The organism is Vogesella fluminis, assembly GCF_014652335.1.
In the GTDB taxonomy this organism is placed as follows: domain Bacteria; phylum Pseudomonadota; class Gammaproteobacteria; order Burkholderiales; family Chromobacteriaceae; genus Vogesella; species Vogesella fluminis.
Map to the genome: position 1 here is coordinate 59,995 of NZ_BMYP01000011.1, position 12,431 is coordinate 72,425.

Sequence of the window (12,431 nt, forward strand, 5' to 3'; positions counted from 1 at the left end):
ATCAGCCTCCGGCGTTAGCCTTGCGGTCGCGACGCATATCGTGGAATACGATAGGCGATGCCTTTTTCTTGCCGAACAGGCTAGGCTCGGAAACCCCGCCAGAGCAGCCATTGCCGAAAGTGAAACCGCAGCTGGCCTTATCTTCGAAGGTGTTTTCCACCATTTCCTTGTGGCTGGACGGGATCACGAAGCGGTCTTCGTAGTTGGCGATCGCCATTACCTGATACATCTCTTCCACTTGCGCGGCCTTGAGATGCGTCCCCTTCAGCGTGCTTTCGTCAACAACCTTCTCCACGCTCTTCTTGCGCATATAGCGGCGCATGGCAACCATGGTTTCCAGCGCCTTCACCACCGGTTCTTCCTTGCCGGCAGTCAGCAGGTTGGCCAGATACTGGATCGGGATGCGCAGATCCTTGACGTCCGGAATGATGCCGTTTTCGCCAACCAGGCCGTTTTCCAGTGCGGACTGGATCGGCGACAGCGGCGGGATGTACCACACCATCGGCAGCGTGCGATATTCCGGATGCAGCGGGAACGCCACTTTCCATTCCATGGCCATCTTGTACACCGGCGAGTTCTGTGCCGCGGTGAGCCAGGCATCTGGAATGCCCTGCTTCTTGGCTTCGGCAATCACTTCCGGCGCGTTCGGGTCAAGGAATACGCCCAGTTGCGCTTCGTACAGGCTCTTCGGATCCTCCACGCTGGCAGCGGCTTCGATCTTGTCGGCATCGTACAGCAGCACACCCAGGTAACGGATGCGGCCAACGCAGGTCTCGGAGCACACGGTCGGCTGGCCGGCTTCGATACGCGGGTAGCAGAAGATACACTTCTCTGCCTTGCCGGTAGTCCAGTTGTAGTAGATCTTCTTGTACGGGCAGCCCGATACGCACATGCGCCAACCGCGGCACTTGTCCTGGTCGATCAGCACGATACCGTCGTCTTCACGCTTGTAGATGGAGCCGGATGGGCAGCTGGCGACGCAGGCCGGATTCAGGCAGTGTTCGCACAGGCGCGGCAGGTACATCATGAAGGTGTTCTCGAACGCCGAGTACATCTCCTTCTGGATGCCTTCGAACAGCGCATCCTTGGAACGCTTGCTGAATTCGCCACCCAGATCGTCTTCCCAGTTCGGACCCCACTCGATCTTGTCCATCTTCTTGCCGGTCAGCACCGAGACCGGGCGTGCGGTTGGCGGCGTGATCATTTCCGGCGCGTTCTGCAGATGTTCGTAGTCGTAGGTGAACGGCTCGTAGTATTCGTCGATTGCCGGCAGGTTCGGGTTGGCGAACACGTTGGCGAGAATCTTCAGGCGGCCACCCTGGCGCGGCTCCAGCTTGCCGTTGGGCTTGCGCACCCAGCCACCCTGCCATTTGTCCTGGTTTTCCCAGTCCTTGGGATAGCCGATGCCGGGCTTGGTCTCGACGTTGTTGAACCACGCGTATTCGACACCGTCGCGACTGGTCCACACGTTCTTGCAGGTTACCGAACAGGTATGGCAACCAATGCACTTGTCGAGGTTGAGCACCATACCGATTTGGGCACGGATTTTCATTGTGATACTCCTGTTTTTTTGCGACAAACCCCGCGCACGACACCTTACAGCGTCACTGCATGCCGGCGCGGGCTTCGCGGCCAAAAGGGTTTAGGCGTTATCAGCCAGCGGCTTGTCCAGCCAGTCCACGTTCTTCATCTTGCGTACGATCACGAATTCGTCGCGGTTGGAGCCGACGGTGCCGTAGTAGTTGAAGCCCCAGGCCAGTTGTGCATAACCACCGATCATGTGCGTCGGCTTGATCACCGCCCGCGTTACCGAGTTGTGAATACCACCGCGCTTGCCGCTGGTTTCCGCCCCTGGCACGTTCACGATCTTTTCCTGGGCGTGGTACATCAGGCTCATGCCTTCCGGCACGCGCTGCGATACCACGGCGCGGGCGGTCAGTGTACCGTTGACGTTGAACACCTCGATCCAGTCGTTGTCGACGATGCCAGCCTTCTTGGCGTCGATCTCGGAGACCCAGACGTGCGGGCCGCCACGCGACAGCGTCAGCATGCGCAGGTTGTCGGAGTAAGTACTGTGGATACCCCACTTCTGGTGCGGAGTAATCCAGTTCAGCACGATCTCGCTGTTACCGTTCGGCTTCTTGCCCAGAATAGCCTTGGTAGTCTTCAGGTCGATATGCGGCTTGTACACGCACAGCCCTTCACCAAAGGCACGCATCCACTGGTGATCCTGGTAGAACTGCTGGCGGCCGGTGATGGTACGCCATGGAATCAGCTCATGCACGTTGGTGTAGCCGGCGTTATAGCTGACTTCTTCGCTTTCCAGACCAGACCAGGTCGGCGAGGAAATGATCTTGCGCGGCTGTGCCTGTACGTCACGGAAGCGGATGCTGTCGTGCTCGCGTGGCAGCGCCAGATGAGTGTGGTCTCGACCGGTGATCTTGGACAGCGCCTCCCAGGCCTTGACCGCGACGTGACCGTTAGTCTCCGGTGCCAGGGTCAGGATCATCTCGGCGGCGTCGATAGCGGTATTCAGCTTCGGCTGGCCGGCAGCGATACCGCTGGCCACGGTCTTGTTCAGGCCGCGCAGGATATCCACTTCATGACCTGTCTTCCAGGCAATACCCTTGCCGCCGTTGCCCACCTTCTCCAGCAACGGGCCGATGGAGGTGAACTTGTCGTAGATCTTGCTGTAATCGCGCTCGACCACAGTCATTTTCGGCATGGTTTTGCCCGGGATTGGCTCGCACTCGCCTTTTTTCCAGTCGCGCGGATCGAACGGCTGGCCCAGCTCTTCCGGTGTATCGTGCATCAGCGGGGTCAATACCAGGTCCTTGCGGGTCCCCAGGTAATCGCCACCCACTTCCGAGATCGCCTTGGCGAAGCCCTTGTAGATCTCCCAGTCACTCTTCGCTTGCCACAGCGGCTGTACAGCTTCCGACAGCGGGTGGATGAACGGGTGCATGTCGGACGTGTTGAGGTCGTCCTTCTCGTACCAGGTTGCAGTCGGCAGCACGATATCGCCATACAGGCAGGTAGTGGACATACGGAAGTCCAGCACCACCAACAGGTCCAGCTTACCTTCTGCAGCAGGACGCACCGTGATTTCCGTCGGCTTGATGCAGCCTTCTTCGTCATTCATCACTGCGTTCTGGGTACCCAGCAGGTACTTCAGGAAGTATTCATGGCCCTTGCCGGAAGAACCCAGAATGTTGGAACGCCACACGAACATGTTGCGCGGGAAGTTCTTGGGGTTGTCCGGGTCGTTACACGACATGTCCAGCTTGCCGGACTTCAGGTTTTCCACCGCATAGGCGATCGGATCCTTGCCGGCGGCCTCGGCGTCGCGCACCACGTCCAGCGGGTTGGTGGTCAGCTGCGGTGTCGACGGCAGCCAGCCCATGCGCTCGGCTTTGGCGTTGTAGTCGATCATCGCCATCTGGCTCATGCTGCCATCGGCAGTCGGGCACAGGATTTCGTCAGCGCCCAGTTTTTCATGGCGCCACTGACTGGTGTGCGCGTAGAAGAAGCTGGTGCCGTTCATCTGGCGCGACGGACGCACCCAGTCGGCGGCAAATGCCAGCGGAGCCCAGCCGGTCTGCGGACGCAGTTTTTCCTGGCCCACGTAGTGACACCAACCGCCACCGCTCTGGCCGATACAACCGCACATCATCAGCATGTTGATGATACCGCGGTAGGTCATGTCCATGTGGTACCAGTGGTTCAGCGCAGCACCGACGATCACCATCGACTTGCCGCGGGTCTGGTCGGCGTTCTTCGCGAATTCGCGCGCCACCTGGATTACCATCTCCGGCTTGACACCGGTATGTTTCTGCTGCCAGGCCGGGGTGTATGGCACGTCGTCGAAGTAATCCTTCGCCACGTTGCTACCGCCGAGACCACGGTCGATACCGTAGTTGGCCGCCATCAGGTCGAATACGGTGGTTATCAGTGCCTGCTTGCCATCAGCCAGCGTGATGTGCTTGACCGGTACATTGCGGGTCAGCAGTTCGTCGTGCTCGGAACCGAAATACGGGAAGGCAACACCGACCACGTCATCACGATTGTCGATCAGCGACAGGCGCGCCTTGACTGCGCTGTCGTCCTTGCCGTTCTTCTCTTCCAGATTCCACTTGCCGGACTGACCCCAGCGGAAGCCGACCGAACCGGTAGGCGCCACGATGTTGCCGGTATTTTCGTCCAGCACCAGGGTCTTCCATTCCGGGTTGTTGTCTTCACCCAGATTGTCGGCCAGGTTGGACGCACGCAGGAAATAATCCGGCACGTAACGGCTGCCGTCCTGACGCAGCGCCACCAGCATTGGCATGTCGGTGTACTGGCGGATGTAATCGGTGAAATAGGCCGATGGATTATCAAGGTGGAATTCCTTGAAGATGACATGACCCATAGCCATGGCCAGCGCGGCATCGGTACCCTGCTTCGGTGCCAGCCAGATATCGCCGAACTTGGCCATTTCGCCGAAGTCGGACGACACGGCAACGGTCTTGGTACCCTTGTAGCGTACTTCGGTGTAGAAGTGCGCATCCGGAGTACGGGTCATCGGGATGTTGGAACCCCATACCATCAGGTAGGTGGAGTTGTACCAGTCGGCCGATTCGGCCACGTCGGTCTGTTCGCCCCAGATTTGCGGGCTGGACGGCGGCAGGTCGCAGTACCAGTCGTAGAACGACAGTGGCACACCACCGATCAGCGACAGGTAACGGCTACCTGCAGCATAGGAAATCATCGACATCGCCGGAATCGGCGAGAAGCCGACTACGCGGTCCGGACCGTAGTTCTTGATGGTATAGGCATTGGATGCCGCGATGATTTCATTCACTTCATCCCAGCTGGCGCGCACGAAACCGCCCTGGCCACGCTTGGATTTGTACTGTTTGGCCGTTTCCGGGTTCTGGCTGATTTTTTCCCAGGCCTCAATGGCACCCATGCTCTTGCGAGCTTCGCGCCACAGCTTCATCAGGCGGCCGCGTACCATCGGATACTTCACACGCTGTGCCGAGTACACATACCAGCTGTACGAGGCGCCGCGTGGACAGCCGCGCGGTTCATGGTTAGGCAGATCCGGACGGGTACGCGGATAGTCGGTCTGCTGGGTTTCCCAGGTAATCAGGCCGTTCTTCACATACACCTTCCAGCTGCAGGAGCCGGTACAGTTCACGCCATGGGTGGATCGCACAATCTTGTCGTGCTGCCAACGCTGACGGTAGCCGTCTTCCCACTTGCGGTCTTCTTTCACCACCGCACCGTGGCCATCGGCGAAGGTGGATTTCACCTTGCCCAGAAAATTCAGTCTGTCGAGAAAATGGCTCATTTTGCCTCCGTATTTTTGCCGCCAACGCGGCCCGCAAAGGTTGGCCGCAAGCGAATGCGGATACCTGTGGTCACGGTTGACAGAATAGGAAAACGAGGCAACGGCGCCCATTCGCCACAGGTGGCAGCGAAGTAGCGCAAAATGATGAAGCCGACTAGTTCAAAAGTAGTATCCGACTACAACCTTGGAAGTAGTTCTGGCCATGGCGATCTCCGAGCATGCCATATCAGGCAAGCACCGGTTGCGATACCGGAGGCTCGTTTCCGGCAGTGGCAATGACGCGATTGCGTCCCTGCTGCTTGGCGACGTACATGCGCTGGTCGGCAATCTCGACCAGCCGGCGCCAGTCATTACAGCCCTCCTCCAGCATGTCGGCAACGCCGATACTGGCGGTCAGCGGCGTCCGGTCCGGACGCAGGCCGAAGCCGTTGCGGCGCAGGCGCTGCAAGGCATGCATAGCCTGCTGGCAATCGATGTTCGGCAGCAGCAGCAAGAATTCCTCGCCGCCCCAGCGTACCAGCACGTCACCCTTGCGTAACCCCTGGGTCAACGTCTGCGCAAACTGCTTGAGCAGGACATCACCCTGTTGGTGACCATACTGATCATTGACTGCCTTGAAATGATCGATATCGATGAACGCCACCGAAAACGGACTGCCACTGCGTCCGGCCAGAATGAACTGCAGTTCCAGCACCTCTTCACCACTGCGCCGCGAAAAGGCACCCGTCAGCGGATCCCGCACCGCCTGCTGCACCAGTGCAATCATGAATGCCAGCTGGCAGACGCCGGCCAGTGCCGCCACACCGGCGATCAGGCCTTGCAGCCAGAAGGCCCCCCAGAACGATGGCCAGTCCACCACGGGAAACTGGAAATAGCCGGCAATAACGTGGGCGATCAGAATCGGAGCGGCAAAAGCGGCACTCTCCAGCAATGTCAGCGGAAAAATGGCAAGCCCCGCCAGCAGGACGAACGGCAGGAAGGCATAGCCGGTGCCGACTGCCGCCGACACACCGCTAAGATGGTAGCGTGCCAGCAGCAGGTACGATATGACATAAAACAATGTCGGAATGGCAAACAACATTGCCATGCCGCGCCAGGCATTGAACAACGTCACCTCCATCCGGTAATACAGGATGAAGACGAAACAGCCGGTAGCCCCCAGCCGCAGCAATGACAGCTGCCAGGCCAGCGGATTGGGCAGCGCCAGCAAATCCACAAACATCCATAGCGGCGTCAGCACCGCGAACAGGCTGGCGAACAGCCGCACCCGGTTCATGATCATCTGTGCGCGGCGATTGCTCATCAGCGGCATGTGATGCTGAGGCAAGGCCAGCCAGCCGGCTTCGTTCGGATTCAACTCGCCAGGCAGCAGACCCAGCAGCTTGACCCAGGTCGAGGATTGGAAAATGGTCATGGGCTTCACACGCGGGCAGAGTGCATTAACGGATCATTATATTGACATGTCCGGCATGTTCTTTTGCCAAATATCAAGCCCCCGCCAGATTCCGGTTACATTTCATCATGTTTTTGCAAACAAAAATGCCCGGCACAGGCCGGGCACCGCTTGGACATGCTGCGTCAACTGCCGATATTCAGTCTTGATACCGGAAATGCGCCCGCTTTACGTTGCACAGCAGCTCGTAGCCGATGGTGCCGGCATGGGCGGCCACCGCGTTGACGCTGACCTGCTCGCCCCATAGCTCCACCTCGCTGCCGATGCCGGCTTGCGGCAGATCGGTCAGGTCGATGGTGATCATGTCCATCGACACGCGGCCGATGATGCGGCTGGCGTGGCCGTCGACCGCCACCGGGCTGCCGGTGGACGCCAGCCGTGGATAGCCGTCGGCATAGCCGCCGGCGATCAGGCCGACGCGGGTCGGCCGCGTGGTGATGAAGCTGGCGCCGTAGCCGACCGGTTCGCCAGCGGCCAGCTCGCGTACGCCGAACACACGGCTGGCAAGCCGCATCACCGGCTTGAGGCCAATGTTGGCCGCATGGCCGTCCGGCAGCGGCGTCGAGCCGTACAGCATGATGCCGGGACGGCCCCAGTCGCGGTGCGCGTGCGGGTGGATCATGATACCGGCGGAGTTGGCGACACTGCAGTCGCCGGACAGGCCGGCGGTGGCGGCATCGAAGGCGGCCAGCTGCAAGGCGGTGGCGTCGCAGCCCGGCTCGTCGGCGCGGGCAAAGTGCGTCATCTTGACGATGGCGTCGGCCTTGCCGCTTGCGGCCAACCTTTGATAGGCCGCCGCATAATCGGCAGGAAAGAAACCGGCGCGGTGCATGCCGGAGTCCATCTTCAGCCACACGCGGTACGGCTGGTCGGCCGGCGCGGCCAGCAGCATGTCCAGCTGCTCGCGGTTCTGCACCACCAGCCACAGGCCGTGCGCCTGCACCTCGGCCAGCTCGGCCGCCTCGAACACGCCTTCCAGCAGCAGGATCGGAGCGCGGATGCCGGCGGCGCGCAGCTGCAGCGCTTCTTCCAGGCAGGCGACGGCAAAACCGTCGGCAACATCGGCCACTGCTTGTGCACAGCGCACCGCGCCGTGACCGTAGGCATTGGCCTTCACCACCGCCAGCGCGCGACCGCCGTGCTGCTGACGAGCCAGCAGGTAGTTGTGGCGGAAATGATCGAGACGGATGCTTGCAATCAACGGACGCATGATGCTCCTTAAGCGTTGGCCGCAAGCGGGCGTGCCATCGGCACCACCAGCGTTTCGCCGCTCTTGGCGTAACGCTGCATCGACAGGCCGTCGATCAGGATTTCCGGCTGCGCACCGGTGATCAGATCGGCCAGCACCTTGCCGGAGCCGGCACACATGGTCCAGCCCAGCGTGCCGTGGCCGGTATTCAGCGACAGATTGGCAAAGCGGGTGCCGCCGATGATGGGCGTGCCGTCCGGGGTCATCGGGCGCAGGCCGGTCCAGAATTCGGCGCGGGACACGTCACCGCCATCCGGGTACAGGTCGGTGACCACCATTTCCAGCGTGGCGCGGCGTTTCGGGTTCAGGCGCAGGTCGAAGCCGGCCAGCTCGGCCATGCCGCCGACACGGATGCGGTTATTGAAGCGGGTGATGGCGATCTTGTAGGTCTCGTCCAGCACGGTGGATACCGGTGCACCCTTGGCATTGGTGATCGGTACCGTCAGCGAGTAGCCCTTCACCGGGTATACCGGGATGTCGATGCCCAGCACCTTCACCATGTCGCGTGAATAGCTGCCGGTAGCCACTACATAGTGGTCGGCGGTCAGGCGCTCACCATCGACACGCACGGCAGTGATCTTGTCGCCGTAGTGCTCGATGGCCTCGACGCTCTTGCCCCACAGGAACTTGACGCCGACCGCTGCCGCCATCTCCGCCAGGTGCGAGGTGAACAGCTGGCAGTCACCGGTGTCGTCGTTCGGCAGGCGCAGGCCGCCCTTCAGCTTGTGCTTGGTCTTTTTCAGTGCCGGCTCGACACGGGCACAGCCGTCGGCATCCAGCACCTGGTATTCCACACCGCACTCTTTCAGCACCTCGATGTCCTTGCCCATTGCATCGACCTGCTGCTGGCTGCGGAACAACTGCAAGGTACCGCCGGTGCGGCCCTCGAAGTTGATGCCGGTCTCGGCCGTCAGCTCGCGGATCTTGTCGCGGCTGTACTCGGCCAGACGCATCATGCGGCCCTTGTTGGTGTTGTAATCCTGATAGTTGCAGTTGGCGAACATGCGCGCCATCCACTCCCACTGGTAGAGACTGCCGTCGGCACGGATTGCCAGCGGCGCATGCTTCTGGAACAGCCACTTGGCCGCTTTCAACGGAATACCCGGCGCCGCCCACGGCGCGGCATAACCCGGAGAGATCTGGCCGGCGTTGGCAAAGCTGGTTTCCAGCGCCGGGCCGGGCTGACGCTCGATCACCGTTACGTCCACACCTGCCTTAGCCAAATACCACGCGGTCGAAATACCGATAACGCCGCCGCCAAGCACGATTACTTTCATGATCTCTCCTGCCAGTTATGCTGTCTTGATCAGGCTGATGCCTGTTTTTCCGGGATCTGAAAGCGCATTTGCACTTTCAGTGAATTTGCGTAGTATATTGATTGCAAGGCAGTTTTTTTAACTGAGTTACAAATGTATTGCAGTTAATTTACCCTTTAAACGGTGATTTTTCAGTGAAAACGCAGCGCAGCAATTTGAACCTGTCCCGCCAGCTGGACCGCATCGACCGCAAAATCCTGTTGCACCTGCAGGAAAACGGCCGCATCGCCATGACCGAACTGGCGGAAAAAGTCGGCCTCTCCACCACGCCGTGCACCGAGCGCGTGCGCCGGCTGGAGCGCGAGGGAGTAATTGAAGGCTATCACGCGAAACTGAACCCGCAAGCTCTGGGTGCCAGCCTGCTGGTCTTCGTCGAAATCAAGCTGTCGGCCAAGTCCGGCGACATTTTCGACGCTTTCCGCCGCGAGGTGCAGAAGCTGCCGGACGTGCTGGAGTGCCATCTGGTATCCGGCGAGTACGACTACCTGCTGAAGGTGCGGCTGCCGGACATGTCGATGTACCGCAACATCCTCGGCGACATCCTGCTGAAGCTGCCGCAGGCCAACGAGTCGCGCAGCTATGTGGTGATGGAAGAAGTGAAGGAAACCGGCATCCTGTCGATCACGCCCTGACGCCCGGCGCCGGCCGCAAGGTTGGCCGCAACAAAAAAGGCCGCAGCGCGTGCTGCGGCCAACCCTAACAACGACCCACTCAAAAAATCAGTGTACTTCGTCCTCCAGCGCGCGGGCGATCACCAGCTTCTGCACGTCGGAAGTGCCTTCGTAGATCTGCGCCACGCGCACGTCGCGGTAGATGCGCTCCAGCGGGTAGTCGGACAGGTAGCCGTAGCCGCCCAGGGTCTGGATCGCCGCCGAGCACACCGCCTCGGCCATCTCCGACGCCACCAGCTTGGCCATGCTCGATTCCTTCAGGCACGGCTTGCCGGCATCCTTCAGCGCCGCCGCGTGCCGCACCAGCTGCCGCGCCGCTTCCAGCTTCGCCGCCGCTTCCGCCAGGCGGAAACCGACCGCCTGATGACGGATGATGGCCTGGCCGAAGGTCTCGCGCTCGGTGGCGTAGCGGGTGGCAAACTCCAGCGCCGCGCGCGCCATGCCCAGACACTGCGCGGCGATGCCGATGCGGCCGGATTCCAGGTTGGCCAGCGCGATGCGGTAGCCCTCGCCTACCCTGCCCAAGAGGTGGTTGGCCGGCACGCGCACCTGGTCGAACACCACCTGGCAGGTGTCGGACGCGTGCTGCCCCATCTTGTCTTCCATCTTGGCCACGGTGTAGCCGGCGGCCGTGGTCGGCACCAGGAAGGCACTGATGCCCTTCTTGCCGGCGGCCGGATCGGTGACCGCAAACACGATGGCGACATCGGCGTGCTTGCCGTTGGTGATGAACTGCTTCACGCCGTTGATCACGTAATCGTCGCCATCGCGCAGCGCCCGGGTCCTGAGGTTGGCCGCATCGGAGCCGGCATCCGGCTCGGTGAGGCAGAACGCCGAGATCCACTCGCCACGGGCGATCGGGCGCAGGAAGGTGTCCTTCTGCCAGTCGTTGCCGAAGCGCTCGATCGGGCCGCAGCCCACCGAATTGATCACCGAGATGATGGTGGACAGCGCGCCGTCACCGGCGGCGATCTCCTCGATCACCGCGGCCAACGTTACGTAGTCGAAACCGGCGCCGTCCCACTGCGGCGCCACGGTCAGGCCGAAGCAGCCCAGCTCGCCCAGGCCGTGCAGCGCCTGGCGCGGAAAGGTGTGCGCCTTGTCCCACTCGGCGGCGTGCGGCGCGATTTCGCCCTGCACGAAGTCGCGCACCGCATCGACGACCTGTTCCTGTTCTGTAGTCAGCAGCATGGTCGCCCCTTACACCAGTTCCAGCGCCAGCGCGGTGGCTTCGCCACCGCCGATGCACAGGCTGGCGACGCCGCGCTTCAGCCCGCGCGCCTGCAGCGCCGCAATCAGCGTCACTACGATGCGCGCACCGCTGGCGCCGATCGGGTGCCCCAACGCGCAGGCGCCGCCGTTGACGTTGACCTTGGCGTGCGGCAGGCCGAGATCGTGCATCGCCGCCATGGTCACCACCGCGAAGGCCTCGTTGATTTCGAACAGGTCGACGTCGTCCACCGTCCAGCCGGTCTTGGCCAGCAGCTTCTGCATCGCCCCCACCGGCGCGGTGGCGAACCACGCCGGCTCGTGCGCGTGGGTGCTGTGGCCGACGATGCGCGCCAGCGGCGTCAGGCCGCGGGCGCTAGCTTCGCTCTCGCGCATCAGCACCAGCGCGGCGGCGCCGTCAGAAATGGAACTGGCGTTGGCCGGCGTCACCGTGCCGTCCTTCTTGAACGCCGGTTTCAGCGTCGGAATCTTGTCGAGATTGGCTTTCAGCGGCTGCTCGTCCTCGGCCACCACTTCTTCGCCCTTGCGGCCAACCATGGTCACCGCCGCGATCTCGCCCTTGAACGCGCCGCTGGTGATCGCGTGCTGGGCACGGGTCAGCGACGCGATCGCGTACTCGTCCTGCGCCGCGCGGCTGAAGCCGTACTTCTCCGCGCACAGCTCGGCGAACACGCCCATCAGCTTGCCCTTGTCGTAGGCATCTTCCAGGCCGTCGAGGAACATGTGGTCCTTCAGCTCGCCATGACCGAGACGCAGGCCGCCGCGCGCTTTCGGGATGATGTACGGCGCGTTGCTCATGCTTTCCATGCCGCCGGCTACCATCACCGTGTTGCTGCCCGCCTTGAGCAGATCGTGCGCCAGCATCAGCGCTTTCATGCCGGAGCCGCACATCTTGTTGATGGTGGTGGCCCCCGCCGCCAACGGCAGGCCACCCTTGATCGCCGCCTGGCGCGCCGGGGCCTGGCCCTGGCCGGCCGGCAGCACGCAGCCCATGATCACCTCTTCCACCGCTTCCGGCGCCACGCCGGCGCGCTCCACCGCGGCCCGGATCGCCACCGCGCCCAGCTCGCTGACGCTCTGGCCGGACAGGCTGCCCTGGAAACCGCCCATCGCGGTGCGCGCCATTCCGACAATCACAATTGCATCGTTCTGCATCATCCGGTTCCTCTGCGGTGAAATA

Annotated in this window: 8 protein-coding genes; 1 reads left to right on the forward strand and 7 read right to left on the reverse strand. The window is 61.8% G+C overall.

Going from position 1 to position 12,431, the window contains the following annotated elements; translation table 11 throughout:
* Window position 1: 1 nt before the first annotated feature.
* The 5 genes from narH to IE083_RS06050 all read right to left on the reverse strand — a co-directional run bounded on the left by narH (window position 2) and on the right by IE083_RS06050 (window position 9,311).
* On the reverse strand, window positions 2-1,552 hold the full coding sequence (gene narH, locus IE083_RS06030; RefSeq protein ID WP_189352725.1) for a nitrate reductase subunit beta: 1,551 nt from the start codon (window positions 1,550-1,552) through the stop codon (window positions 2-4).
* A gap of 90 nt (window positions 1,553-1,642) precedes the next feature.
* The gene (locus tag IE083_RS06035; RefSeq protein WP_189352726.1) at window positions 1,643-5,332 is read right to left on the reverse strand and encodes a nitrate reductase subunit alpha; all 3,690 of its coding nucleotides are present in this window, start codon (window positions 5,330-5,332) and stop codon (window positions 1,643-1,645) included.
* Between the two features lie 226 nt (window positions 5,333-5,558).
* The gene (locus tag IE083_RS06040; RefSeq protein ID WP_189352727.1) at window positions 5,559-6,746 is read right to left on the reverse strand and encodes a GGDEF domain-containing protein; all 1,188 of its coding nucleotides are present in this window, start codon (window positions 6,744-6,746) and stop codon (window positions 5,559-5,561) included.
* A 178-nt stretch (window positions 6,747-6,924) separates the two neighbouring features.
* Window positions 6,925-7,995, reverse strand: coding sequence for an alanine racemase (gene alr / locus IE083_RS06045; protein ID WP_189352728.1), 1,071 nt, complete (start codon window positions 7,993-7,995; stop codon window positions 6,925-6,927).
* A gap of 8 nt (window positions 7,996-8,003) precedes the next feature.
* Window positions 8,004-9,311, reverse strand: coding sequence for a D-amino acid dehydrogenase (locus IE083_RS06050; protein ID WP_189352729.1), 1,308 nt, complete (start codon window positions 9,309-9,311; stop codon window positions 8,004-8,006).
* Between the two features lie 173 nt (window positions 9,312-9,484).
* Here IE083_RS06050 and IE083_RS06055 point away from each other — a divergent pair, with 173 nt between their 5' ends.
* The gene (locus tag IE083_RS06055; RefSeq protein ID WP_308426735.1) at window positions 9,485-9,982 is read left to right on the forward strand and encodes an Lrp/AsnC ligand binding domain-containing protein; all 498 of its coding nucleotides are present in this window, start codon (window positions 9,485-9,487) and stop codon (window positions 9,980-9,982) included.
* Window positions 9,983-10,069: 87 nt separating this feature from the next.
* On the opposite strand, the gene IE083_RS06060 is transcribed toward IE083_RS06055, so the two are convergent.
* A complete protein-coding gene (locus tag IE083_RS06060; RefSeq protein ID WP_189352730.1) occupies window positions 10,070-11,212 on the reverse strand; it encodes an acyl-CoA dehydrogenase family protein in 1,143 nt (380 codons plus the stop codon).
* Between the two features lie 9 nt (window positions 11,213-11,221).
* Window positions 11,222-12,409: an acetyl-CoA C-acyltransferase gene (locus IE083_RS06065; RefSeq protein WP_373295173.1), complete on the reverse strand. Its 1,188-nt coding sequence runs from the start codon at window positions 12,407-12,409 to the stop codon at window positions 11,222-11,224.
* Window positions 12,410-12,431: the final 22 nt, after the last annotated feature.

Coding starts and splice junctions, on each gene's coding strand:
- IE083_RS06040 (WP_189352727.1), bottom strand. CDS start 6,746: ATGACCATTTTCCAATCCTCGACCTGGGTCAAGCTGCTGGGTCTGCTG.
- IE083_RS06050 (WP_189352729.1), bottom strand. CDS start 9,311: ATGAAAGTAATCGTGCTTGGCGGCGGCGTTATCGGTATTTCGACCGCG.
- IE083_RS06035 (WP_189352726.1), bottom strand. CDS start 5,332: ATGAGCCATTTTCTCGACAGACTGAATTTTCTGGGCAAGGTGAAATCC.
- IE083_RS06065 (WP_373295173.1), bottom strand. CDS start 12,409: ATGATGCAGAACGATGCAATTGTGATTGTCGGAATGGCGCGCACCGCG.
- alr (WP_189352728.1), bottom strand. CDS start 7,995: ATGCGTCCGTTGATTGCAAGCATCCGTCTCGATCATTTCCGCCACAAC.
- IE083_RS06060 (WP_189352730.1), bottom strand. CDS start 11,212: ATGCTGCTGACTACAGAACAGGAACAGGTCGTCGATGCGGTGCGCGAC.
- narH (WP_189352725.1), bottom strand. CDS start 1,552: ATGAAAATCCGTGCCCAAATCGGTATGGTGCTCAACCTCGACAAGTGC.